This is a genomic window from Halomonas alkalisoli, from assembly GCF_021412585.1.
GTDB classification, from domain to species: Bacteria; Pseudomonadota; Gammaproteobacteria; order Pseudomonadales; family Halomonadaceae; genus Halomonas; species Halomonas alkalisoli.
Map to the genome: position 1 here is coordinate 282,489 of NZ_JAKCMI010000021.1, position 23,464 is coordinate 305,952.

21 protein-coding genes are annotated in these 23,464 nt (G+C 68.4%); 2 read left to right on the plus strand and 19 right to left on the minus strand.

Annotated features, from left to right (window positions below; genetic code table 11):
• Positions 1 to 111 precede the first annotated feature (111 nt).
• The 13 genes from malG to fabV form a co-directional block, all read right to left on the minus strand.
• Positions 112 to 1,002, minus strand: a complete 891-nt coding sequence (malG, locus tag LY622_RS07735; protein WP_156889365.1) for a maltose ABC transporter permease MalG — start codon at positions 1,000 to 1,002, stop codon at positions 112 to 114.
• A 15-nt stretch (positions 1,003 to 1,017) separates the two neighbouring features.
• Positions 1,018 to 2,631 carry a maltose ABC transporter permease MalF gene (gene malF / locus LY622_RS07740; protein ID WP_234290366.1) on the minus strand — a complete coding sequence of 538 codons (1,614 nt, stop codon included), beginning with the start codon at positions 2,629 to 2,631 and terminating at the stop codon, positions 1,018 to 1,020.
• 63 nt (positions 2,632 to 2,694) lie between these two features.
• Complete coding sequence (gene malE, locus LY622_RS07745; protein WP_234290367.1) at positions 2,695 to 3,885, minus strand: maltose/maltodextrin ABC transporter substrate-binding protein MalE; 1,191 nt, start codon at positions 3,883 to 3,885, stop codon at positions 2,695 to 2,697.
• 234 nt (positions 3,886 to 4,119) lie between these two features.
• Positions 4,120 to 5,265, minus strand: a complete 1,146-nt coding sequence (zapE, locus tag LY622_RS07750; RefSeq protein WP_234290368.1) for a cell division protein ZapE — start codon at positions 5,263 to 5,265, stop codon at positions 4,120 to 4,122.
• Complete coding sequence (locus LY622_RS07755; protein WP_234290369.1) at positions 5,262 to 5,735, minus strand: GNAT family N-acetyltransferase; 474 nt, start codon at positions 5,733 to 5,735, stop codon at positions 5,262 to 5,264. The genes zapE and LY622_RS07755 overlap by 4 nt, the downstream gene beginning before the upstream one ends.
• 63 nt (positions 5,736 to 5,798) lie before the next feature.
• Positions 5,799 to 7,163 carry an N-succinylarginine dihydrolase gene (gene astB / locus LY622_RS07760; protein WP_234290370.1) on the minus strand — a complete coding sequence of 455 codons (1,365 nt, stop codon included), beginning with the start codon at positions 7,161 to 7,163 and terminating at the stop codon, positions 5,799 to 5,801.
• Complete coding sequence (gene astD / locus LY622_RS07765) at positions 7,160 to 8,629, minus strand: succinylglutamate-semialdehyde dehydrogenase (RefSeq protein ID WP_234290371.1); 1,470 nt, start codon at positions 8,627 to 8,629, stop codon at positions 7,160 to 7,162. Before astD ends, astB begins: the two co-directional genes overlap by 4 nt.
• A complete protein-coding gene (gene astA, locus LY622_RS07770; protein WP_234290372.1) occupies positions 8,626 to 9,672 on the minus strand; it encodes an arginine N-succinyltransferase in 1,047 nt (348 codons plus the stop codon). The genes astD and astA overlap by 4 nt, the downstream gene beginning before the upstream one ends.
• Positions 9,672 to 10,742, minus strand: a complete 1,071-nt coding sequence (locus LY622_RS07775; RefSeq protein WP_234290373.1) for an arginine N-succinyltransferase — start codon at positions 10,740 to 10,742, stop codon at positions 9,672 to 9,674. Before LY622_RS07775 ends, astA begins: the two co-directional genes overlap by 1 nt.
• A gap of 50 nt (positions 10,743 to 10,792) precedes the next feature.
• Positions 10,793 to 12,007, minus strand: a complete 1,215-nt coding sequence (locus LY622_RS07780) for an aspartate aminotransferase family protein (RefSeq protein WP_234290374.1) — start codon at positions 12,005 to 12,007, stop codon at positions 10,793 to 10,795.
• A gap of 138 nt (positions 12,008 to 12,145) precedes the next feature.
• Entirely contained in the window at positions 12,146 to 13,123 is a 978-nt protein-coding gene (locus tag LY622_RS07785; protein ID WP_234282330.1) for a GlxA family transcriptional regulator, read from the minus strand.
• Positions 13,124 to 13,270: 147 nt separating this feature from the next.
• Positions 13,271 to 13,471, minus strand: a complete 201-nt coding sequence (locus LY622_RS07790) for a hypothetical protein (RefSeq protein ID WP_234290375.1) — start codon at positions 13,469 to 13,471, stop codon at positions 13,271 to 13,273.
• 77 nt (positions 13,472 to 13,548) lie between these two features.
• A complete protein-coding gene (gene fabV / locus LY622_RS07795) occupies positions 13,549 to 14,760 on the minus strand; it encodes an enoyl-ACP reductase FabV (protein WP_234290376.1) in 1,212 nt (403 codons plus the stop codon).
• 167 nt (positions 14,761 to 14,927) lie between these two features.
• On the opposite strand from fabV, the gene LY622_RS07800 reads away from it, so the two are divergent.
• Complete coding sequence (locus tag LY622_RS07800) at positions 14,928 to 15,317, plus strand: DUF7079 family protein (RefSeq protein ID WP_234282334.1); 390 nt, start codon at positions 14,928 to 14,930, stop codon at positions 15,315 to 15,317.
• Positions 15,318 to 15,329: 12 nt separating this feature from the next.
• Here LY622_RS07800 and LY622_RS07805 read toward each other — a convergent pair whose 3' ends face one another.
• The 5 genes from LY622_RS07805 to LY622_RS07825 are packed head-to-tail and all read right to left on the minus strand — an operon-like array spanning position 15,330 to position 20,485.
• The gene (locus LY622_RS07805) at positions 15,330 to 15,815 is read right to left on the minus strand and encodes a glutathione peroxidase (protein WP_234290377.1); all 486 of its coding nucleotides are present in this window, start codon (positions 15,813 to 15,815) and stop codon (positions 15,330 to 15,332) included.
• A gap of 26 nt (positions 15,816 to 15,841) precedes the next feature.
• A complete protein-coding gene (locus tag LY622_RS07810; protein ID WP_234290378.1) occupies positions 15,842 to 18,010 on the minus strand; it encodes a transglutaminase TgpA family protein in 2,169 nt (722 codons plus the stop codon).
• Positions 18,007 to 19,011: a DUF58 domain-containing protein gene (locus tag LY622_RS07815; RefSeq protein ID WP_234290379.1), complete on the minus strand. Its 1,005-nt coding sequence runs from the start codon at positions 19,009 to 19,011 to the stop codon at positions 18,007 to 18,009. The genes LY622_RS07810 and LY622_RS07815 overlap by 4 nt, the downstream gene beginning before the upstream one ends.
• 2 nt (positions 19,012 to 19,013) lie before the next feature.
• On the minus strand, positions 19,014 to 19,940 hold the full coding sequence (locus LY622_RS07820; protein ID WP_234290380.1) for an AAA family ATPase: 927 nt from the start codon (positions 19,938 to 19,940) through the stop codon (positions 19,014 to 19,016).
• Positions 19,937 to 20,485 (minus strand): NUDIX hydrolase, encoded by a 549-nt coding sequence (locus LY622_RS07825; protein ID WP_234290381.1) that lies wholly within the window; start codon positions 20,483 to 20,485, stop codon positions 19,937 to 19,939. Before LY622_RS07825 ends, LY622_RS07820 begins: the two co-directional genes overlap by 4 nt.
• Positions 20,486 to 20,624: 139 nt before the next feature.
• Between LY622_RS07825 and LY622_RS07830 the strand changes: the two genes are divergently transcribed.
• Positions 20,625 to 22,277, plus strand: coding sequence for an isovaleryl-CoA dehydrogenase (locus LY622_RS07830; protein WP_234290382.1), 1,653 nt, complete (start codon positions 20,625 to 20,627; stop codon positions 22,275 to 22,277).
• Here LY622_RS07830 and LY622_RS07835 read toward each other — a convergent pair.
• On the minus strand, positions 22,217 to 23,452 hold the full coding sequence (locus LY622_RS07835; RefSeq protein WP_234290383.1) for an EAL domain-containing response regulator: 1,236 nt from the start codon (positions 23,450 to 23,452) through the stop codon (positions 22,217 to 22,219). The genes LY622_RS07830 and LY622_RS07835 overlap by 61 nt on opposite strands.
• Between the last annotated feature and the right edge of the window lie 12 nt (positions 23,453 to 23,464).

The following is a 23,464-nucleotide window of genomic DNA, read 5'->3' on the forward strand; positions in this document are numbered from 1 at the left end:
CAAACGCCAGCGCCCCGGCCTCATTGGAGAGGCCGGGGCGTTTTTTTCATTGCTGCCTTGCCAGACGACCAGAAAGCCCCGGTCAGTGACCGGGGTGAGCCGTACTCATTGTCAGCCCTTGACGCCGCCGGCAGTCAAGCCGCCGATGATCCAGCGCTGACAGATCAGGAAGGCGACGGTGATGGGCAGGCCGGAGAGCACCGCGGCGGCGGCGAAGTTACCCCAGCGCTGGTTGTGGTCGGCCAGGTACTGCTGGGCACCCACGGCGAGCGTCAGCTTGTGCTCGTCGACCAGCAGCACCGAGGCCATGGGGTACTCCATGATGCTCATCACGAAGGCGAGGATGAATACCACCATCAGGATCGGCACCGACAGCGGCAGCAGGATGTAGCGGAACGCCTGCCAGGTGCTGGCGCCGTCGACCATGGCGGCCTCCTCCAGCGAGCCGTCGATGGACTCGAAGTAGCCCTTGATGGTCCAGATATGCAGCGCCACGGCGCCCAGCGAGGCGACGATCAGCGCCCCGTGGGTGTTGATGCCAAGCCACGGCACCAGCTGGCCGAGGCGGTCGAACAGCGCGTAGAGCGCCACCAGCGAGAGCACCGCCGGGAACATCTGGAAGATCAGCATGCCCTTGAGGAGCGGCGCCTTGCCCTTGAAGCGCATGCGCGCGAAGGCGTAGGCGCTGGTGGTGGCGAGCATCAGGATCAGCAGCGACGACACCACCGCCACCTTGATCGAGTTCCACAGCCACAGCAGTACCGGGAACGGCGGCTGGACCACGCTGCCGTCGGCACGCTCCCAGGGGATGCCCAGCGCCAGCGACCAGTGCTCCAGCGAGAAGCGTTCGGGGATCAGGCTGCCGGTGGCGAAGTTGCCCTCGCGAAACGAGATCGAGATCACCAGCAGCAGCGGAAAGACGATCAGCGAGACGAAGCCGATCAGGGCGAGATGCGCGCCCAGACGGCGGGCGCGGATCGAGCGGGGTTGAACCATGGCCATGACGGTTTCTCCTTATCAGACCTTGACCTTGGATAGGCGCAGATTGAGCAGCGACATGCCCGCCACCAGCAGGAAGATCAGGGTGGCGATGGCCGCCGCCAGCCCGAAGTCCTGGCCGGCATCCTGGAAGGCGATGCGGTAGGTGTAGCTGACCAGCAGGTCGGTGGTGCCCGCCGGGGTGCTGGCGCCGAGGATATCGGGGTTACCGCCGGTGAGCAGGGCGATCAGCACGAAGTTGTTGAAGTTGAAGGCGAAGGCGGCGATCAGCAGCGGCGTCAGGGGCTTGAGGATCAGCGGCAGGGTGATGGTCAGCATGTTGGTGAGCGGCCCCCCGCCGTCCACCGCCGAGGCCTCGTAGAGATCGCGGGGTATCGACTGGATCAGGCCCATGCACAGCAGCAGCATGTAGGGGTAGCCGAGCCAGGTATTGACGATCAGCAGCATGCTGCGCGCCAGCCACGGGTCGGTAAACCACTCGGGGCGGATGCCGAACACCCCGTCGAGGATCATGTTCACCTCGCCGAAGTGCTGGTTGAACATGCCCTTGAAGATAAGGATCGAGATGAACGCCGGCACCGCGTAGGGCAGGATCAGCAGCGTGCGGTAGATCGCCTTGCCGCGCAGCTGGTCCCACTGCAGCAGCGAGGCGAGGGTGAAGCCGACGACCAGGGTGAACAGCACGGTGAGACCGGCGAAGGCGAAGGTCCAGACGAAGATCTGCATGAAGGGGCCGCGGATATCCGGGTCGGCGAAGATCCGCGTGTAGTTGTCCAGGCCCACCGCCACCGGCCAGCCCGGGGTGATGCGCTGGCCATCGTCGCTGACGAAGAAGCCGGTCTCGCGGTCCGGCGTCAGCACCCGGTCGTCGCGGCGATCATGGAGCGAGCCGTCGTCGCGGGCCTCATAGCGGTCGAGCATGGGCGCGAAGTGGCGCAGCCCCGCCATGCGCAGTTCCAGGCCTTCCGGGGTCACCAGGCGCAGCGCCTGCAGGGCGTCGCGGGCGGCGATCACCTCGCGCATCTCGAGCGGCTCGGCGTCGAGGGCCTGGTGCAGCGGCTCGATCTCGATGCGCCGGGTGGCGTCGTCGTCGAGGTCGAGGGGCCCACTGATGAAGTGGGTGGCCCCCTCCAGGGCGGCCTCCAGTTCGGCATCGGCCTCGCCCTCCAGCGGGGGCTCCCCCTCGCGCTCCAGGGTGAGCCGCACCCGGTCACCCTCGCGATAGGCCTGGAAGGTGAAGGAAGCACCCTCCTCCTGATAGGTCCGCGCCAGCAGCTGACCGCGCACCCGGTCCTCGCTGAGCAGGTTGCTGGAGCTGTAGTTGCTGAAGCTGATGCCGATGGTATAGAGCAGCGGGAAGATCACGAACACCCCGAGCCCCGCCACTGCCGGAAAGATGTAGCGGTGACTCATCAGGGTGCGCTTGGTGAACACCACCGCCAGCGAGGCGCCGAGCACCAGGAACAGCAGCGCGAACATCCACTGGCCGTTGAGATGAAAGGCCAGCACCAGCCACATCAGGGTCAGCACCAGGGCCGCTACCAGGCCGCGCATGGCCCAGCGGGTATAGCGCTCGGCGACATGCCGCGAACGGTGTCGCGGCAGGCCTCGGGAAGCGTTGGTCGTATACATGTCGATATCCTGCGGGAGCGGGCCGGCGGCATGGGTGCCGCCGGCCATGGGCGTCGGGTAGGCTTACTGGCGCATGCGGCGCGCCGCGGCGTCGAGGGCTTCCCGTGGCGACTGGCGGCCGCTGCCGATATTCTGCAGCGCCGGCTCCATGGCGGCCCAGAAGGCGCCCATCTCGGGAATATTGGGCATCGGCATGCCGATCTCGGCGTTGGCCAGGGTCGCGGCGATATTGGCGTCGCTTTCCAACTCTTCCTGATAGGCAATATGCGCCACCGCCCCCAGCGAGCCGTCGCTGTTGAAGGTGCGCATGCCGGCCTCGCTGAGCAGGTAGCTTTCGAGGAATTCCACCGCCAGGAAGTCGTTGGGCGAGGCGGCATTGATCATCGCCGTCATCACGCCGTACATGGCCCGGGCGCGTTCGTCGCCGACCTTGGGCAGCAGCGCCACGCCGTAGTCGATGCCGCTGCGCTCCAGGTTTGGCCAGGCCCAGGGGCCGCTGATCATGGTGGCCACCTCGCCGCGGTTGAAGCGGGTGTCGGCGATGCTGTAATCGGTGCCGCGGGGCAGCACGCCGCTGTCGATCAGCTCCACCAGCAGCTCGGCGCCCTGCACGGCACCCTCATTGTTGACGCCGATATCGCTGACGTCGAAGCCCTCCTCGGTCTGCTTGAAGGGGTAGCCGCCGTTGGCGGCGAGCAGCGGCCAGCCGTAGTAGGGCTCGCTGTAGTCGAACAGGATCGCCTTCTTGCCCTGCTCGACGAGCTCGGCGTCCAGCGCCACCAGCTCGGCGAAGCTCTGCGGCGCCTCGTCGACCAGCGCCTTGTTGTAGATCAGCCCCAGCGACTCCACCGAGACCGGGTAGCCGTAGGTGTCGCCGTTCCACAGCGTGGCATCCCAGGTGAAGTCGAAGTAGTCGGCGCGGAAGCCATCGCCGGGTGAGAGCGGCGTGAGCAGGCCGCTCTGGGCCCACTCGCCGAGGCGGTCGTGGGCCCAGATCACGATATCGGGCCCCTGGCCGCTGCCGGCGGCCTGCTGGAAGCGGTCGGTGAGGTTATCGGGAAAGACCACCTCGACCTCGATGCCGGTCTCGTCGGTGAACTGGGCCGCCACCTCGCGAATGCCGTCCTGGCCCTTGTTGTCGCCCATCCAGATGGTCAGGCGGTCGTCGTCGAAGGCCAGTGCCGGCGCGGCTGCGGCGCCCAGCAGGGTGGCGGCGAGCAGTGGCGTGAAGCAGCGGCTTGGAGTGGTGTGCATAGGTCATGCCCCATTGTTGTTATCGAGGAAGTATCGTTGACCCGACCAGCCTCGCCAATCGGCGCTGCGGATGGCTCCTCCTCGGGGGGCGTAGGAGTGGCGTAAGCGTGGGGCGTAGATGGCGCAGCCGCAAACGACGACGCCCGCAGAAGCGGGCGTCGGTAGCCTAGGCGATGGGCCACGCGGGGTGATTCGTATCCGGCCTGCGTCGGTATGGCGCCGTGTGCTGGCCTCTCACCGGCTACCGAACCGCGCCAGCTGCATCTCCTGCAGGCGGCTCAGGGCGCGACGGAACGGGAAGGCGAGATAGCCCCGGGGATAGAGCTCCTCCATGGCCACCTCGGCTTCCACGTAGAGCGGCACGCGGCGGTCGTAGCACTCGTCGACCAGGGCGATGAAACGACGTACGCCGTCGTCGCGGCGCGAGAGCGGCGGCAGCTCCCTCTCCCCGGCCTCGACACGCTCGATACCATCCTCGGTACCACGCGCGATGCTCCCGTCAGCACTGGCATCGCTCAAGCGTGGCACTTCACCGAGCAGGATGTGATCGAAGCCATCGACCAGGGCGATGAAGTCCAGCGCCGCCAGCGGCTGTTCGCACAATGCCGCGTAGCGACACCACAGGACCCGCTCGCTGCGCCGCTCCACCGCAATCCGGCGATGCCCCAGCTCGATGAACTCGGCGCTGGGCTCGCTGCCCTTCGCCTCGTCCGCACTCAGCCGGTCGAAGAGCGCCGCGAGGGCGCCAGGTCGGCCGGGTTCGCTCACCCAGTAGCGCTGGCAGGGCTTGCCCGGATGCAGCCGGTGGTCCTGTCCGCCATCCAGTTCGATCACCTCCATGTAATGCGTCATGGCCGCCACGGCAGGCAGGAAGCGATCGCGGTTGAAACCGTCGGCATAGAGCCCGTCGGGCGCCTGATTCGATGTGCACACCAGCACGAGTCCCTCGTCGAACAGCGCGCCCAGCAGCCGGCCGAGCAGCATGGCATCGGCGATATCATTGACGAACAGCTCGTCGAGGCACAGCACCCGCACCTCCGCCGCAAGCTCCCGCGCCAACGCGGTGAGCGGGTCGGCGGTGCCGCTCAGCTGGAACTGGCGCTGGTGCACCCAGCGCATGAAATGGTGGAAATGCAGGCGTCGGGCGGGAACCTGGAGGTGTCGATGGAAGCCGTCCATCAGCCAGGTCTTGCCGCGGCCCACCGGGCCCCAGAGATAGACGCCGGGTATGGCCCGGCGGCCTCCCGATGCCGCTTCTTCGTGCAGCGCCTGATAGCAGGCGTCGAGGCGGGCGGCGGCAACCCGCTGCGCCTCGTCCGGGGCGAAGCCCTGGCGCTCCACCGCCTCCCGGTACAAGGCCAGGGGCGAGGCGGCCGTCATGCCTCTAGCCGGCGCAGCATGATGGTGACGTTCTCGCCCCGGTAGCTCAGCTCTTCGTGCTCGCACCAGCCGAGTCGACGATAGAGCCCCTGCTGGTCGGGGGTGTACAGGTAGAACTGGCCGACACCACAGGCGGCGGCCTCCTCTTCGACGCGGCGGATCAGCCTGGCGGCGATGCCCCATCCGCGCCACTCCGGCAGCACGAACACCGAGGCCAGCCAGGGCGTGAGCTCGCGACGGGAGTCCATGTCCTCTGCCATCAGCGCCGCCGTCCCCACCGGCCGATCGCCCTGCATGGCCACGAACACCGACGGCACGCCGCCGTCACCGCACTCGCGGCGGAAGGCCTCGCGGTATGACTCCGGGTTACTGCCGGGGTGCAGGTGCCCCCATTCGGCGTAGGTCCAGCTCGCCACCGTGGCGACATGGATTGAGTCGGGGTTCAAGCGCACGATGCTGAGATCTCGCATGATGTCCTTATCCAGGGTTACGTCTCTGCCCACCCAACTGGCATGGATATCTTACGCACAAGGCTACCCCAGTTGAAACGGGTAGACCGAACCGATCGCCAGGATGCGGGTGAGTTCGTCCAGCGCCGTCAGGGTCTCGTCGGCCAGCTGCGGATCGGCCAGGTCGTCGGGCGCCAGGCGGTCGCGATAGTGACGCTCGACCCAGGTGGTCAGCTCGTCATGAAGCCCGTCGTTGAGCAGCACCCGGCCGGTCAGGGCCGATCGCTCCACCTGCGAGAGTGCCACCCGCAGACGCAGGCAGGCCGGGCCGCCACCGTTGCGCATGCTCTGCTTGACGTCCTTGACGATCACTTCCCCGATGGGGTTGTTGCCCGCCAGCAGGTGATCCTGGATGGTGCGCCACACCGCCTCGCGCTCCTGGCACTCGCCGGGAACCACCAGGGTCATGCTGCCATCGGCATTGGTCAGCAGCTGGGAGTTGAACAGGTAGGAGGCCACGGCGTCCTCGAGGCTCACCGCCTCCAGCGGCACCCGTACCGGGATCAGGGGCGTCGCCATCTTGCGGCGCAGCTCGTCGAGGGTCGCCCCCTCGTCGAGGAAAGCCATCTCGTGGTAGAGCAGCACCGGGCCGTTGCCCACCGCGATCACGTCGTTGTGGAACACGCCGGCATCGATGGCATCGGGATGCTGCTGGGCGAACACCGCCTGGTCGTCGCTCAAGCCGTGCTGACGGGCCACCGCCTGGCTCGCCTCCAGGGTCTGGCGGGCCGGGAACTTCTGCGGCTCGATGCGCCCGCCGAAGGCCTGGCGGCCGTAGACGAAGAGGTGCACACCGGCCTCGCCGTGCTCGCCACAGAGCCGGGTGTGGTTGGCCGCCCCCTCGTCGGAGAAGGCCGGGGTCGCCGGCAGCACCGAATGGTGGGCGAAGTGGCGCTCGTCATGGAAGATCGCCGCCAGCACGCGCCCGGTGGTCTCCGGCTCCAGGTAGCGGTGAAAGCTCGACTGCAGGTTGGCCGGGGTGAAATGCACCCGCCCATCCGGCGCATCGCGGCTCGGCGTCACCGTACCGGCGTTGGCCGTCCACATGCTCGACGCCGAACACACCGCCCGCAGCACCTGGGGCGCCTCCCTGGCGGCACGGGCCAGCACCTCGGAATTGCTGCCAGTGAAGCCCAGCGCCCGCAGGGCGCCGAGATCCGGCCGCTGCTGGGGCGGCAACACGCCCTGGGCGTAGCCGGCGTCCATCAGCGCCTTCATCTTGGCGAGCCCCTGCAGCGCGGCCTCACGCGGGTTGGAGACCAGGCCGCCATGGCTCATGGAAGCGACGTTGCCGTGGGCCAGCCCCGAGTAGTTGTGGGTCGGCCCCACCAGGCCGTCGAAATTGACTTCCCGGTAGCTCTCGTCGCGCAGCGTCACAGCGTCGCTCATAACACCACTCCCGGCGGCAGTTGGTCAGGCAGGTGCAGATCCTCGCTCTCCATGGAGGCTACCGGATAGGCGCAGTAGTCGGCGGCATAGTAGGCACTGGGGCGGTGGTTGCCACTGTTGCCGACGCCACCGAAGGGGGCATCGCCCGAGGCGCCGGTGGTCTGGCGGTTCCAGTTGACGATGCCGGCACGAATGCGCAGCAGGAAGTCGTCCCAGTCGGCGCGCTCGCCGCCGATCAGGCCGGCGGAGAGGCCGTATCGGGTGTCATTGGCGATAGTGACCGCTTCGCCCCAGTCTTTATAACGGTATACCTTCAACAGCGGGCCGAAGTGCTCCTCGTCGGGCACCGCCAGGCCGGTGACGTCGATCAGCGCGGGGCTGAGCAGGCTGGTGCCCTCCTGCAGGCACGCCATGCGCGACAACACCACCCCGCCCAGGGCTTCCAGCTCGTCCTGGGCCTTGAGCAGCCCCTGGGCCGCCGCCGGGCTGACCAGGCCACCGTAGAACGGCGCCGGCTCGGCGAACTGACCTGCCACGTGCAACCGACCGATGGCGTCCGCCAGGGCGTCGAGCAGGTGGTCGCCGACCTGGCCCTCGGGCACGATCAGCCGGCGCGAGCAGGTGCAGCGCTGGCCGCCGGAGAGGAAGGCCGACTGCAGGATGGTCAGCACCACGGCGTCCTGGTCGTGCACGTCCTTGACCACCAGCGGATTGTTGCCCCCCAGCTCCAGGGCCAGGATCTTGTCGAATCGATCGGCGAACTGCCGGTTGAGCAGCCCGCCCACCTTGGCGCTGCCGGTGAACAGCAGGCCGTCGATGCCCGGGTGCGCCGAGAGCGCCTGCCCCACCGGTGCCCCGCCCTGCACCAGGTTGATCACCCCGGCCGGCAGGCCCGCTTCCTGCCAGCACTGCAGGGTGAGGTCGGCGGTCAGCGGCGTCTGCTCGCTGGGCTTGAACACCACCGTATTGCCGGCCAGCAGCGCAGGCACCATGTGCCCATTGGGCAGGTGCCCGGGGAAGTTGTAGGGACCGAACACCGCCATCACCCCATGGGGCCGATGCCGCAGTACCGCGCGGGTGTCGCCCACGTCACGGCTGCGCTCGCCGGTACGCTCATGGTAGGCACGCGCCGAGATCGCCACCTTGCCGATCATCGCCCCCACTTCGGTGCGGGCCTCCCAAAGCGGCTTGCCGGTTTCCGAGGCGATGGTTCGGGCCAGGTCCTCACGATGCGACTCCAGTACTTCGCGAAAGCGCTCCACCACCGCCAGCCTCTCATCGAAGGCGCGCCGCGCCCAGGGGGCAAAGGCACCTCGGGCGGCGGCCACCGCCGCCGCCACCTGGGAATCGCTGGCGCCGTTTCCCTGCCACAGGGTGTCGCCGGAGACCGGGTCCTGCTTGGTGAAGCGGGTAGCCTCCCCCGCCTGCCAGGTGCCATCGATCCACAGCTGCTGCATGGCTTTCATGGTGTCTCCTCGGTATCCAGTACGCGCAGGGCGTCGCCGGCGACAACGTCGAGTCGCCGCGCCTCCTGTTCGCTCAGGGTGATGGTGTCGTCCTCGTTGGGGCCGCCGGCTATCCAGGCGGCGCGGAAAGCGGCCATGTCGGTACTGGCCGCCAGCCAGCGCGGGCGAGCGGCAGGCGGCTCGCTGCCGGCATGCACCTCCACCCGGCAGCGGCGCGACTTGCGCACGGCGCGTATGTCGTCGATGTAGGCCTCCACGGTGGGGCCGCCGTCGAAGATGTCGATGAAACCTTCCCAGCGCAGCCCCTCCTTCTTGAGCATGGCCAGCGCCGGACGGGTATCGCGGTGCACCTGACCGATACAGGCCCGGGCCTCGTCGGAGAGAAACGGGGTATAGATGGGAAACTTGGGCATCAGCTCGCCGATGAAGCTCTTCTGGCCCAGCCCGGTCAGGCGATCCGCCTCGTCGAAATCCAGCGGGAAGAAGTGGCTTCCCAGGCACTCCCAGAAGGGACTCTTGCCCCGCTCGTCGAAGACACCCCGCATCTCCGCCAGCACCTTGTCGGGGAACTGGTCGCGAAACTCGGCGATGAACAGCCAGCGCATCATCGACAGCAGTGCGCCGTTGCGCTGGTGGCGCCGATCCTCGCCACGGTACTGGGGGCGCAGGAACAGCGACGCCACTTCGGCATCGCCGGTGTGGTCGGAGCTGAGAAAGAGGGTGTCGATGGTGCGATGCAGGTCGAGCTGCACCGAGGAGTGGGCCAGGGTGCCAAGGCGGTAGTGGTAGAACGGCACCTCGCGGCCCACCTGCCCTTCGATGGCACAGCAGCCGGCCAGCTCGCCGCTGGCCTCGTCCTCCAGCACGAAGAAGTAGTTGCGCCGGTCGGCCGGGGTGCGCTGCTCGAAGGCGGTCACGGCCAGCTCGATCTTCTCGGCGAGAAACTCGCGGTTGTCGGGCAGCGAGGTGAAGCCGACCCCGGTCTCGCGCGCCAGGGCCTGCAGCTCGTCCAGGTCGGACTCGGCAATCGCTCGAATGCGCATCACAGCTCTCCCTCGTCGTAGCCCAGCTCGGAATCGTCCGCCGCCAGGGCCAACGGCGCCACCAGCACGGCACGCCCCTCCTCCACGCCCAGCAGCTCGGCGTGCTCCGACGAGAGCATCAGCTGGCCGGTGGGCGACAGCGCGTAACGGGCCACCACGCAGCGAAAATCGGCCAGCCGCTGGTTGGCGATCATGGCCGGCTCCGCATCCGGCAGGGCATGGGCCGGGCGTATGCGCACCGGATGCCAGGCGGCGCGCCGGAAGCTTGCCAGGCGATCGCGCTCACCCTTGATCACCGGGCCGGCATCGAAGATGTCCACATGGCGCGAGCGCAGGAAGCCCTCGGCCAGCATCTCGGCCATGGCGACTTCATGGTCCGGGTGTTCGCGCCCGATCGCCGCGCGGGCCTGGGGCGTCAGCAGCGCCAGGTAGAGCGGGAACTGAGGCATCACCTCGGCGATGAAGCTCTTGGAGCGCACCCCCGCCAGGTAGTTGATGTCGTGGTAGTCACGCACGAAGAAGTGCCGCCCCACGCTGTTCCAGAACGGCGATTCGCCCTGCTCGTCCAGGTAGCCGGGAAAGGCCATGGCCAGCACCTCGGCGAAGCGCTCGGGATACTGGGCGATGAACATCAGCCTGGCCCGGCGCAGCAGGCTTTCCGCACTGGTGCCACGGTAGCGCGGCTCGATCGACAGCGCGCAGAGCTGGGTGGTCTCGGAGACCTCATGGGAGAGCGCCAGGGTCTGCACCTCGCGGCGCACGTTGAGCTGCTGCGAGGCGTGGATCAGGGTCTCCTGGCGATAGGTGTAGTAGGCCTCCCGGGCACCGGCCTCGGCGCGAATGGTGGCGGTGCCCACCACCTCGCCGCGCTCCAGGTCCTCGAGGACGAAGGTGTAGAGCTCGTCGCCGGGGAAGTCCACCTCACGGCTGAAGGAGTGCCGCGAGCGGGCGATGCGCTCCTCCAGCCGGTCGCGGTGGGCCGGCAGGTTGGTCAGGCTCGGCGTGGCGGTACCTGCCAGCCGCTCCAGGGCCGGCAGGTCGGCCGGCCGAACAGGGCGTACGACCATCATGGCAGGGTCTCCGGGTCGGTTGGCAGCATCTTGCATGGGCTGGCCGGCCTTCACTTGGCCGCCACCAGTCGCGCCACGGCCCGCTCGAGGCGCGCCATGCCCTCGCTGATATCGGCCTCGGGAATCACCAGCGACGGCGCCATGCGCAGCACGTTGGGCCCGGCGATCAGGGCCATGAGCCCCTCCTCGATGGCCAGCGGCAGGATGTCCTTGGCCCGGCCTTCGTAGTCGGGGGCCATCTCGGCGCCGACCAGCAGCCCCATGCCGCGGATCTCCTTGAACACGCCATGCTTGCGGTTGATTGCCTCAAGGTGCTCGCGGAACAGGTCATGGCGCTGTTTCACGCCATCGAGGACCGCTGGCGTGGCGATGTATTCGACCGCGGCCAGGGCCACGGCGGAGGCCAGCGCATTGCCGCCATAGGTGGAGCCATGGGTGCCGATGGCCAGCGCCGGGGCGACGCGGTCGGTGGTCAGCATCGCCCCCACCGGGAAACCGCCGCCCAGGCCCTTGGCGCTGGTGAGGATGTCCGGCATCACGCCGTATTCCATGTAGGCGTAGAGGGCGCCGGTGCGGCCGACGCCGGTCTGCACCTCGTCGAAGATCAGCAGGGCATCGTGGGCGTCGCACAGGTCCCGCAGCCCCTGCAGGAATTCCTGGGTGGCCGGCACGATTCCGCCCTCGCCCTGCATCGGCTCGACCATCACTGCGCAGGTATCGTCGTCGATCAGGTCACGGACGCTGGCGAGATTATTGAACTCGCCGTGGACGATGCCGCCCGGCACCGGGCCGAAGCCCTGGGAGTACTTGGGCTGGCCGCCGACGCTGACGGTGAAGAAGGTGCGCCCGTGGAAGGACTGCGAGAACGAGACGATGCGGCTCTTGTGCTCGCTGAAGTTGTCATGGGCCCAGCGCCGCGCCAGCTTCAGCGCCGCCTCGTTGGCTTCGCCGCCGGAGCTGCAGAGGTAGACCTTGTCGGCGAAGGTACGCTCCACCAGGGTCCGGGCCAGGGCCAGGGCCGGCTCATTGGTGTAGACGTTGGAAAGGTGCCAGAGCTTGTTGGCCTGCTCGGTGAGTGCCTCGACCAGCACCGGATGGCAATGGCCGAGGGAGTTGACCGCGATACCCCCGGCGAAATCGATATACTCGCGCCCTTCCTGATCCCATAGGCGGCTGCCCTCGCCGCGCACCGGAATGGCCTTCTGGGGAGAGTAGTTGGGCACCATGTACTGATCGAAATCGGCGCGGGTCGGGGTCTGGCTCATGTCGGTCTCCATTCCAGCGAAATAAGGGGAAGCGAAGCGCTACTGTCATTCGAGTATACGGAGCCCTAGCCGTCCAGGCTTTCAGCTATGGGACTCCATCTTGTGAAAATGGCTGTCGGCGTGACGCACCGGCCTCGGCTAGTGCAGCCGCTCCTCGCGGGGCGTTACCCCGAAATGATTGCGATAGGCCGTCGAAAAGTGCGCCGGGGAAGAGAACCCCGTCTTCATGGCGATCTCGCCGGCGGGCAGGTCGCTGTCACGCAGGAGTCGGCGAGCTTCCTGCAGGCGCAGGTCCAGGTAGTAACGGCCGGGGACGGCCTGGAGATACTTCTTGAACAGCCGCTCCAGCTGGCGCCGGGAGATGCCCAGGTGCTCGGCCAGCTCGTGGGTGGTCAGCGGCTCCTCGATATTGGCCTCCATCAGCATCACCGCATCCACCAGCGGCGCCGGCGCATGGCCCAGGCGGGCACGCAGCGGCACCTGCTGGGGCTCGTCGGCCATGCGGATCCGCTCCAGCACGAAATGCTCCGAGACCCGCTCGGCCAGCTCGCTGCCGTGGTGGGTGGCGATCAGCGTCATCATCATGTCCATGGCCGCCGTGCCGCCACCGCAGGTGAGCCGGTCCCGGTCGATCTCGAACAGCTGCTGGGAGAGCCGCACCCGGGGAAAGTCGCGGGTGAAGGCGGTGAAGCGCTGCCAGGGCAGCGTGGCGCGATAGCCGTCCAGCACGCCGGCGCGGGCCAGCAGCTCGGTACCACCGCCCACGCCGACCAGGACGACACCGCTTCTGCCCAGCGCGCGCAGGCGGGACACGATGGCGCCATCGGCATTCGCCGACAGGGGCGTCGGGGCACAGACGACCAGCATGTCGAGCTCGACCGCCGCCTCACCGAAAGGCTTGCCCGCCGCCAGGCTGAGTTCGGCGAGGCTAGGGGTCTCGCCGCCAGCGGGACTGTAGGGCTGCACGCGGTAGAGACGCCGACCGGCCAGCTGGTTGGCCACCATCAGTGGCTCCAGGGCGCAGGCCTGGGCCAGCAGGGAAAAACCCGGCAGCGTCAGCACCCCGATCCAGCGGGTCGCTGACGTGGAAACAGTGGCAGTGGGGGTGTCGGGCATGGAACGCTACGCCGTGAGCCGAATCGAGGCTGTGATCTTACTCGATTGACAGGGGCTACGCCGAGCGCCGTGCGGAGCCGCCCCGCGCCAGCGGCTCAGATCAGGCGTCCCCCGGGCCTGCGGCTTCAGGCCCGGGGGCAGGATGGCTCAGGGCCAGACCAGCGTGAAGATCAGAATCGCGCCGGCGATCAACGCCGCCACCAGCAGGACCCAGTGCAGGTTCTGGGGCGACTGCTTGGCCTCCGGCTGGTCCTCGTCCGGCTCCGGATGCTCGAAGTCCTCGGGCATCCTCACTTCCCTGAGATGCTCGTACTCTTCTTGCGCCGTCTTGCTCTCCTTGGTATCCATCGCCACCTCCATGCTCCGGAATGCTCATGCTGCGAACCGGACGGAGTGCCGCGATTCGCAGAGCCTATACGCACACTCTATAAATTCACGACATCGAAGGTCACGTCCGGGTTCACATCCGCCTCATAGTCCACGTCGTCGCGCTCGAACCCGAACAGCTTCAGGAAGTCGTGCTTGTAACCAGCATAGTCGGTAATCTCGAACAGGTTCTCGGTGGTCACCTTGGGCCAGAGGTCCTTGCACGCCTGCTGCACGTCGTCGCGCAGCTCCCAGTCGTCGAGACGCAGGCGGCCGGCGTCATCGGTGACGAACTCGCCGCCCTGCCCCTGGGGGGAATAGAGGCTCTCACCGAACAGGCGGTTGAGCTGGTCGATGGTGCCCTCATGCAGCCCCTTCTCCTTCATCACCTTGTAGACCATTGCGATATAGAGCGGCATGACCGGAATCGCGGCGCTGGCCTGGGTCACCACCGACTTCAGCACCGCCACGTTGGCGCCACCGCCGGTGGCCTTGAGCTTGCTGTCGATCTCGCCGGCGGCGCGATCCAGGTCCTCCTTGGCCTTGCCCAGGGCACCGTGCCAGTAGATCGGCCAGGTGATCTCGGTGCCGATATAGCTGAAGGCGACGCTGCGTGCGCCGGGCGCGAGCACGCCGGCACGATCCAGGGCATCGATCCACAGCTCCCAGTCCTCGCCGCCCATGACGGCCTTCGTGTCCTCGATCTCCTGCTCGGTGGCGGGCTCGACCTCGGCTTCGATGATCACATCCTTGTTGGTATCGATGGCGGTGGCACGGTAGGTCTCGCCGATGGGCTTGAGGCTGGAGCGCTTGAGTTCACCGCTGTCGGGCAACTTGCGTACCGGCGATGCCAGCGAATAGACGACCAGGTCCACCTGTCCCATGTCCTGCTTGATCAGCTCGATGGCCGTCTCGCGGGCTTCATGGGAGAAGGCGTCACCGTTGATCGACTTGCTGTAGAGCCCTTCCGCCTTGGCGAACTTGTCGAAGGCAGCGGAGTTGTACCAGCCCGCGGTGCCGGGTTTCTTCTCGCTGCCCGGCTTCTCGAAGAACACGCCCAGGGTATCGGCACCGTAGCCGAAGGCGGCGGTAATCCGCGCCGCCAGGCCGTAGCCACTGGAGGCCCCGATCACCAGGACCTTCTTCGGGCCCACGGACGGGTCCAGTCCACGGGCACGGGTCGCCTCGATCTGCTCGAGCACGTTCTTCTCGCAGCCGACGGGGTGGGTGGTGGTGCAGATGAAACCGCGAACCTTGGGTTTGATGATCACGTCTAACCTCGTTGTCGATGGCCCGCCGCTGGCACAGCAGCATCGGGCGGATTTGATTGGGCTGTGGTGGCATTCTAACGGCCGTCATCCCTCCTGTCCGCTCTTGAGCCGGGCCCTCGAGTGGGGCAGGATGCATTTCCCGGGCAACGCACAGGCAGGAGAGAACGATGGATGCACAGACGCTGGTCGATGAGCGCGGCGAGCTGTGGCTGGCACTGGCCCCGCTATGGCTGGACCGCGAACCCGGTGAGCGAGACTATACCCACATGGTGGAAGTGATCCAGCGCCACGACCTGACGCTGCATGAGCTGGAGTGGGTATTCCGCCTGGAACTGGCGCCGGTGCTGTCACGCAACCAGATGTCGGTCGCCAGCGAGTGGCGCAAGTTCGACGACTACCAGCTCATGAAGCGCCTGGTGGCCCACAACATGCGGCTCAAGGGCTGGCGGCGTAAGAGCTGGGCACTGTTCTCCGGCTTGACCACCATGATGACCCGCCACCGCTGGAACGAACTGATGATGCGCGTGATGCTCGAACGCGGTGAGTCACCCCGTTAGTGCCGCCACCGCTCAGATTTCATCCAGAGCCTGCTCCAGGGCGATTTCCAACGTAACGCCGTGCTCCCCCGGCGCGAAGCGTCGTATCACCCGGCCATCCCGGCCCACCAGAAACTTGGTGAAGTTCCATTTGATCATCGTGGTGCCGAGCACGCCCGGCGCCTTGCGCTTCAGCTCCTTGAAGAGCGGATGAGCCTGGGAACCGTTGACCTTGACCTTCTGCATGACCGGAAAGGTGACGCCGTATTCGGTCGAACTGAAGGCACAGAAGTCCAGGGCCGACTCCGGCGACTGACGCGCAAACTGGTTGCAGGGAAAGGCCAGTACGGTGAAGCCGCGGTCGCGATAGCGGCCATAGAGCCGCTCCAGCTCATGCAGCTGCTGCGTGAAACCGCAGCGGCTCGCCACGTTGACGATCAGCAGCACCTGCCCCTGGAGGGCCAGCAGATTGAAGGGTTCGCCGCGATGGGTGCGGCACTCGTGTTCGTGAATGGCCATGGGTCGCCTGCCTAGCTGACATCCATTCACGATGCCACGTCATCTCCCGCGGCACCAGTCCGATGGGCTCGATAACGACGCTTCGTCAAGTGGCGCCGTATTCCCTTGATGGCCTGTCGGAGTCGCCGCCGGCCAGCACTCCGCTCCACCTCGTTCAGCGGTGCGTAGGCCAGCTGTTCGTACTCCTCGGCCACGGTGCGCAGGGCCTCCCCCGCGGGGCCGCAGGCCGGGGCGACACGTCGCAGGTGGCCGGCCGGGGTCTCGCCGGAGACAGGCCCCAGGCCCAGGCGCACCAGTCGGTCCTGAAGATACCCTAGCATGGCACTTTCACTACGCCAGCGGCGCTGGCGGAGCCCCTGGCACAGCAGCCATGTCAGCCCCGCCAGCCCCAGCGCTGTGCCACCCAGCCAGGCCATGGCCTTCCAGGGCGCCGAGCGCAGATGCGCCATGAACCAGCCGTAACCCGCCTCCAGCCGCTCGCCGAGGCGCTGCATGAACGACCTGGCCGCCTCTCGCTGGTAACCGATGACGCCCCGCTGCCACTGGTATTCCAGATTCTCCCAGCGCAGCCGCAGGCGGTTGGCCCAGCCCAGCTCACGCAGCCGCAGCGAGGAGAAGGGCGAATCGGCCAGAAAGGCCTCGGCACTCCCCTCGACGGCCTGGGGCCCCAGTTCGATACGCTCGGGGGCAATGGCGGCCGTGGGGTCCAGGCGTTGCCAGGCGCCGTCGAGCCACACCTCGACCCAGGCGTGGGCATCGTAGTCGCGAATGGTGAAATAGCCATCCGGATGGCGTTCGCCGCCCAGGAAACCGACCACCAGGCGCGCCGGAATCCCCGCCACACGAATCAGGGTTGCCGCGGCTGAGGCGTAGTGGGTGCAGTAGCCGGCACGACTCTCGAACAGGAATTCGTCGACCCGATGACGGGAGTTCAGGCGCGGCGGCATGAGGGTATAGCGAAAGGGGGACTCGCCGAACTGCGCCATGACCGCCACCAGGAAGGCATGCTTGTCACCACCGCTCTCCTGCCACAGCCGCTCGCCCAGCGCCCGGGTACGGGGGTTGGCCCGGTTCGGCAGCAGGGTGTTCCAGGCGTCGCCGGCGGTGTCGGCATTGGCCGGTGCCGCCCCGCTACTCTCCAGGCGCAGCAGGCTGCGCGAACCCTGTGCGGCCAGCCGCTCCAGGGTGCCATCGGCCAGGTAACGCTGTTCGCTGTCAGTGGCCAGCGGTGTGCCTAGCGAGGGGAGCCAGGGCCGGCTATCGGGTTCCAGCAGCAGCTCGGCGCGAAAGCGCCCCTCACCGGCCGCCTCGTCCACCCAGGGCGACCGGCGTCCCTCGCGGACGAAGGCATCTTCGCTCCGCCCCAGGGTGGCGGCCAGCTCGTCGGGCGGCGCACGGAACCAGCGCTGGCCGTCGGTGCCGGAGAGCGTATAGACCCGCCAGTAGCGCTCATGGGTCGCCGGTTCCTCGCCGTCGAACGCCGCCCGGAAGACACGGGCATCGCTGCGCGACAGCTGTGCGATATCCCCCGGCGACACCTCATCGGACAGCCCGGTGGAGGCACGATCCATCTGGGGCATGCTCCACAGCGGCCCCAGCCTCGGCACGACCAGGAACAGCAGCACCATCAGCGGCGCCGAGTAGAGCAGCAGCCAGCCGGTTTCGGCCCAGGCCCGGCGTGCATCCGGCGCGCCGGCCAGCCAGTTCAGCGACTGCAGCAGCCAGGCCAGCGCCACAAGGGCGCCCAGTGCCATCGCGATCCCCTGGTCATGCAGGAATGCCACCCCGGTCGCGATGATGCCGATCACCACCACCACCCGGGCACCGCGTCGGTCATGGGTCTCGAGCAGCTTGAGCAGGTAGACGCCCAGCAGCAGCCCGATCAGCCCGTCCATTTCGTGCATGGCGCCGTACTGCAGCCAGAGGGCGCCCAGCAGCACTGCGACCCCTCCCAGGCGCACCAGGCGACCCGCCGGGGGCAGCCGCTGACGCAGCTGGAAGTAGCGCCAGGCCGCCACGCCGAGGGCCAGCGCCACCAGCCAGATCGGCATCCAGGGCAGATGCAGCGCCAGCACCAGGCACTGGCCGATGACCAGCCGGCGCAGCATGGCGGCACCGAGCTCGCGACCGTCGGCCAGCACCGCCACCTCCAGATGGGGCCGTTGGCGACGCACCGGCCAGCCTCTAGCGATCACTGGTCCGACCCTCCTGTCGAATCGGCCTGGAACAGGGCGAGTGCCTCCAGCGCGGCACGCCGCTGACGCTCCCCCTCCCCCCGGGGCAGCTCCCGCCCCGGGAGTCGTAGGCCGTAACGGTCACCGGCGCGATGATGCGCCAGCACCCGGGCACAGAGCAGCGACAGGCGGCGTTCGGGGCTGCCCCGGCAGTTGGCGTAATCCAGCCACAGCTGCTGGCGAGGCGGCACGCTGAACACCTTGGTGGTGAGGATGCCGCTGCGGCTCCATTGCTTCCAGGCCACTCGCGTGGCGCTATCGCCGCGCTCGAAGCGCCTCAGCCCGGCAAAATCGGTGGCGTCCAGCCCTGCGCCGAGCTGTCGATGCTCCGCCCCCGCCGCCTCGAGCGGTGCGGGGTAGACGAGCAGCCCGTCGGTGGGCTGCACCCAGGCCACTGCCCGCACCAGCCCCAGCGGCCAGCGGGTCTCCAGGCGCAGGGTGGGCGGCAGCTGCCAACCGCGCTGCCCGGGCCGCCAGGGCAAGCTTGCCGTGGCCTCGGTTTCCAGGCACGGCAGCGTGGTCTCATGGGCGTCCAGAACGAGCGCGATGGCAGTTCGCGAGCGAACTGCCCGTAGTCCCACTCTGAGACGCGCCTCGCGCCCGGCGAAGGCCTCCCGGGGCAGCTGCAGCTCCACGGCGACGCCCAGCAGATTGCGCCAGGCCCGCACCAGCACAACCACTGCCAGCCCCGCCAGCCAGAAGGCCAGGGCATAGGCGAGGCTGTTCTGGTAGTTGACGCCGAACAGCAGCAGTACCACCACCAGGGCGATCCAGGCCAGGCCGAAGCGGGTGGGAAGCAGAAACAGCCGGCGCTGTGGCAGGGGTTCGCCGGGGGCAATGGTCAGGCGTCGCCCGAGCCAGTCGCGCAGGCTTCTCCGCTTGCCGGCTTCCCGCTTGCCGGCTTCCCGCTTGCCAGCTTCCCCTGCGGCTGCCCCGGACGGGCCAGCGCGGACCGTGGTCATTGTCAGGCCGCTACCGGCACGTGGCCGAGCAGGTGCGCAGCCAGTGCCTCGCCCTCCTCGCGGTGGCCGCTGCTCAGGCGATGGCCGGCCACCGGCCCCCAGACGGCCTGGACATCCTCGGGCAGCACATGGTCGCGCCCGGCCAGCAGCGCCCAGCCACGTGACGCCTGCACCAGCGCCAGCAGCCCCCGGGTGGAGAGTCCCCAGGCCAGCTCGGGGTGCTCGCGACTGGCACGCCCCAGGGCCTGCACATAGTCGAGTACCCGGTCGGAGACATGAATCGTCGTGACCTTCGCCTGCCATTGGCGCAGCCGCTCGCCGTCCAGCAGCACGGCCAGGTCGTCGAGCCGGCTGCGCCCCGCCAGGCCGCGCAGGATGTCGCGCTCGGCACGAAAGTCGGGATAGCCCAGCGATAGCCGCATCAGGAAGCGATCCAGCTGCGATTCCGGCAGCGCGAAGGTGCCGGCCTGGTCCTGGGGGTTCTGGGTGGCGATGACGAAGAAGGGGTCGGGCAGCGCGCGGGTCTCCCCCTCCACGGTGACCTGCCCCTCCTCCATCGCCTCGAGCAGTGCGCTCTGGGTCTTGGGCGTGGCGCGATTGATCTCGTCGGCCAGCACCAGGCCATGGAAGATCGGCCCCGGGTGGAAGCGAAAGCTCGCCTCCCGCGGGTCGAAGACCGACACCCCCAGCACATCGGCGGGCAGCAGGTCGCTGGTGAACTGCAGCCGCTGCATGTCGAGCCCCGTAACCCGTGCCAGTGCCTGGGCCAGGGTGGTCTTGCCCAGCCCCGGGAGATCCTCGATCAGCAGATGGCCGCGGCAGAGCAGGCAGCAGAGGGCCAGGCGCACCTCACGGGACTTGCCCAGCACCACCCGGTCCAGGGTGGCGGCCACGGCCTCCAGGCTCTGTGCCGCCGCCAGCGCGTTCATCGCCCCGCCTCCAGCCAGCCGGACGCGATCAACGCCTCCACGGCCTGGCGGGTGTCCGGCGTGACCCCCTCCAGCGCCAGCGCCTCCTCGAGTGAACACCAGAAGGCATCGGCGACCTCTTCCACCTGCAGGGTGAGAGGGCCGTCGTACTCGACCAGGTAAAGGCTGCCGAAGATATGGTTGCCGCCCCGGTCGTGACGGAACTCCCCGGCATGACGCAGCGGCACGCCGCGAATGCCCAGCTCCTCGGCCAGCTCACGACGCGCCGCCACATGCACGGCCTCGCCGGCACCGACCACGCCCCCGGCGGCCAGGTCGAGCCCGCCGGGAAAGACCTCCTTGGTCAGGGTGCGGCGCTGCACGCAGATCTCGCCCCGTCGATTGCGGACGACCACGTAGGTGGCCCGGTGCCAGAACTGGAAGCGGCGCATCAGCGCCCGGGGCGCGCTGCCGCAGGGCCGATTCCGGGCATCCACCAGCTGGATGGCTTCATCGGCCACCCGGGGTGTCGGCAGTGTCGGGTCGAGAGGGGGCTTGGCCGTCACGGTCATCTCCGCAGGTTCGAGCCACAAGCCTACCCAGTGGTGGTGCCGTCGTCACGCCCGACGTCACGTTGACCCCGCCCGATGCACTGACCATGCTTCGGAACAGTCCCCCAAAATACCGACCGCAAGGAGCACCGGCATGGACAGTCCGTTCCCCCGAACCCGCATGGCGACCCACGAGGTGCTCAACCAGCCCGCCCCCCGGGGCGACCGGGACCTGCTCGCCGGGGACCTGCCGCTACGCGAGGCGCTGGCCAGGGAGGCCCCGCCGTGGGTCGCCGAGCGCCTCGCCCCCCTGGGCCGCGACACCGGCAGCACCCGAGTCGCCGCCCTGGGAGAGGAAGCCAACCGCCACCCGCCGGAGCTGCGACTCTTCGATCGCCACGGCCGACGCCTGGACGAGGTGCGCTATCACCCCGCCTACCACGAACTGATGACGATGGCGATGGCGGGCGGCTGGCATGCGGTAGCCTGGCAGGAAGAGGGCCGCGGCGGCCACCAGGCCCATGTTGCCGCCCTCTACCTGCTGACCCAGGCCGAACCGGGCTTCTGCTGCCCGGTGACCATGACCCATGCCGCCATGCCGGTGCTGCGCCACAGCCCGACAGTGGCGGCCGCCTGGGCACCCGGGCTGCTGGCCCACGCCTATGACCCCCGCCCCCTGCCGGCCGCGGAAAAACGAGGCCTGACCTTCGGCATGGCCATGACCGAGAAGCAGGGGGGCAGCGATGTGCGCAGCAATTCCACCCGCGCCGAACCCGACGGCGAGGGTTGGCGGCTCACCGGTCACAAGTGGTTCTGCAGCGCGCCGATGTCCGACGCCTTTTTCACCCTGGCACAGACCGACGACGGTCTCTCCTGCTTCCTGGTGCCGCGTTTCACGCCGGACGGTGAGCGCAACGCCATCGAGCTGCAGCGGCTCAAGGAGAAGTGCGGCAATCGCGCCAATGCCTCCGCCGAGATCGAGTATCGCGGCGCCTGGGCGACGCCGGTGGGCGAGCCCGGACGCGGCGTGGCCACCATCATCGGCATGGTGCAGCAGACCCGCCTGGACGCCGCCACCGCTCCAGTGGGCATGATGCGCCAGGCCCTGGCGGAAGCCTGGCACCATACGCGGCAGCGACACGCCTTCGGCAAGGCGCTGGCCGAGCAGCCGCTGATGCGCAGCGTCCTTGCCGACCTGGCGCTGGAGGTGGAGGCCGGCGTCGCCCTCGCCATGCGCACCGCTCGCGCCTTCGACGGGGCCGCCCAGGGTGACGAGCATGAAACCGACCTGGCCCGGCTGCTGCCATCGCTGGCCAAGTACTGGCACAACAAGCGCGGGCCCGGGTTCATGGCCGAAGCCATGGAGTGCCTGGGGGGCATCGGTTACGTGGAGGAGACGCCGCTGGCGCGGCTCTACCGGGAGGCGCCGGTGAATTCGATCTGGGAGGGGTCGGGCAACGTGATGTGCCTCGACGTGCTGCGGGTACTGGCCCGGCATCCGGAGTCGATCGAGGCGCTGCGGGCCGAGCTGGCCACGGCCCGGGGACAGCAGCCGGACTTCGACCTGGCGCTGGCCGGGCTGGAGCGCGAGCTGGCGCTGCCCGCCGCTGTCCTGGAGGCCAGGGCGCGGTGGCTTGCCCAGCGCCTGGCACAGTGCCTGCAGGCCTCACTGCTGCTGCGCCATGCCCCCAACGAGGTGGCCGAGACCTTCTGCCGCTCGCGCCTCGGTGTGGAAGCCGGCCCGGCCTACGGTGTGTTGCCGGCGGACGCCGCACTGGCCGCGATCCTGGCACGGATCGGCGACTGATCCGAGGCCAGCTCGGGAATCATGTCGGCGGGCACCGGCCGCGACAGGCCGAAGCCCTGCACATGGGTACAGCCGAAGCGGGCCAGGGTCGGCAGGCAGTCGAGCTCCTCGACCCCTTCGGCCACCACCCGGATACCCAGGCGGCGCCCCAGCAGGGCGACCGCCTCGACGATGGCCGCATCCTGGGAGTCCTGCTGCAGGTGGCGCACGAAGCTGCGGTCGATCTTGAGCTCGCTGATCGGCAGCATCTGTAGCCGCGACAGCGACGAGAAGCCCACGCCGAAGTCGTCCACCGACACTTCCATCCCGTTGAGATGCAGCCGGGCGGCGATTTCCGAGCCCAGCAGCTCGTCGTCCATGGCCGCGGTCTCGGTGATCTCGAGCACCACCAGGGGCGGCTCGCCCGGCCGGCGATGGCGCGTCATCGACAGCAGCTGCGACTCCATCAGGTCATCGGCGGTGACATTGACCGAGAGCGACAGCACCACGCCCATGCTCGCCCAGTGCGCGGCATCCGCCAGCGCCTGTTCGAGCACGTGGCAGGTCAACCGACGGCTCTGCCCGGCGGTGAGCATGGGCAGGAAGCTGGCCGGCCCGATCAGGCCGATCTCGGGGTGCGACCAGCGCACCAGTGCCTCGACGCCACTCAACCGGCCCGTGGCAAGCTCGAACTGCGGCTGGTAGTGAAGGGTGAGTTCGTGCTGTTCCAGGGCCCGGTCGAGCTCACCGGCGGAGAAGAAGGGGTCGTCCTCGGGGGCGATAGTCGGCTTGCGCCCCAGATGCAGCCGGTCCAGCCGCTGGCGCAGCTCGGCCAGGCGCATCGGCTTGTCCAGCGAGCCGAGCATCTGCAGGCCCAGGGTGTGCCCCACCCGCTCGGCAATGCGCGAGATCTTGCGCTCGACGCCGCCCAACAGCAGCACCCAGCCGGCATAGCGCCGTTCGGCCAGCAGGCGCAACAGGGCAATCCCGTCCGGATCGCCGAATTCCAGCCCCATGATGACCAGTTGAGGTTCGCACTCGTCGATCTCTTCCAGCAGGACATCGGCCCGACGATAGCAGCGGCTCTCCATGCCCAGCACATGCAGCTGGAGTGACAGGACAGCCACTACATCGGGATCCTCGTCCAGGACCACGGCAAGGGCGCGGTCCTCCTCTTCTATCGACAAAACGTCCATGGGGGCTTCCGC

Bases quoted from the DNA above. Each gene is read 5' to 3' on its own strand.
- malG (WP_156889365.1), bottom strand. From the start codon at position 1,002: ATGGCCATGGTTCAACCCCGCTCGATCCGCGCCCGCCGTCTGGGCGCG.
- malF (WP_234290366.1), bottom strand. From the start codon at position 2,631: ATGTATACGACCAACGCTTCCCGAGGCCTGCCGCGACACCGTTCGCGG.
- malE (WP_234290367.1), bottom strand. From the start codon at position 3,885: ATGCACACCACTCCAAGCCGCTGCTTCACGCCACTGCTCGCCGCCACC.
- zapE (WP_234290368.1), bottom strand. From the start codon at position 5,265: ATGACGGCCGCCTCGCCCCTGGCCTTGTACCGGGAGGCGGTGGAGCGC.
- LY622_RS07755 (WP_234290369.1), bottom strand. From the start codon at position 5,735: ATGCGAGATCTCAGCATCGTGCGCTTGAACCCCGACTCAATCCATGTC.
- astB (WP_234290370.1), bottom strand. From the start codon at position 7,163: ATGAGCGACGCTGTGACGCTGCGCGACGAGAGCTACCGGGAAGTCAAT.
- astD (WP_234290371.1), bottom strand. From the start codon at position 8,629: ATGAAAGCCATGCAGCAGCTGTGGATCGATGGCACCTGGCAGGCGGGG.
- astA (WP_234290372.1), bottom strand. From the start codon at position 9,672: ATGCGCATTCGAGCGATTGCCGAGTCCGACCTGGACGAGCTGCAGGCC.
- LY622_RS07775 (WP_234290373.1), bottom strand. From the start codon at position 10,742: ATGATGGTCGTACGCCCTGTTCGGCCGGCCGACCTGCCGGCCCTGGAG.
- LY622_RS07780 (WP_234290374.1), bottom strand. From the start codon at position 12,007: ATGAGCCAGACCCCGACCCGCGCCGATTTCGATCAGTACATGGTGCCC.
- LY622_RS07785 (WP_234282330.1), bottom strand. From the start codon at position 13,123: ATGCCCGACACCCCCACTGCCACTGTTTCCACGTCAGCGACCCGCTGG.
- LY622_RS07790 (WP_234290375.1), bottom strand. From the start codon at position 13,471: ATGGATACCAAGGAGAGCAAGACGGCGCAAGAAGAGTACGAGCATCTC.
- LY622_RS07800 (WP_234282334.1), top strand. From the start codon at position 14,928: ATGGATGCACAGACGCTGGTCGATGAGCGCGGCGAGCTGTGGCTGGCA.
- LY622_RS07805 (WP_234290377.1), bottom strand. From the start codon at position 15,815: ATGGCCATTCACGAACACGAGTGCCGCACCCATCGCGGCGAACCCTTC.
- LY622_RS07815 (WP_234290379.1), bottom strand. From the start codon at position 19,011: ATGACCACGGTCCGCGCTGGCCCGTCCGGGGCAGCCGCAGGGGAAGCT.
- LY622_RS07820 (WP_234290380.1), bottom strand. From the start codon at position 19,940: ATGAACGCGCTGGCGGCGGCACAGAGCCTGGAGGCCGTGGCCGCCACC.
- LY622_RS07830 (WP_234290382.1), top strand. From the start codon at position 20,625: ATGGACAGTCCGTTCCCCCGAACCCGCATGGCGACCCACGAGGTGCTC.
- LY622_RS07835 (WP_234290383.1), bottom strand. From the start codon at position 23,452: ATGGACGTTTTGTCGATAGAAGAGGAGGACCGCGCCCTTGCCGTGGTC.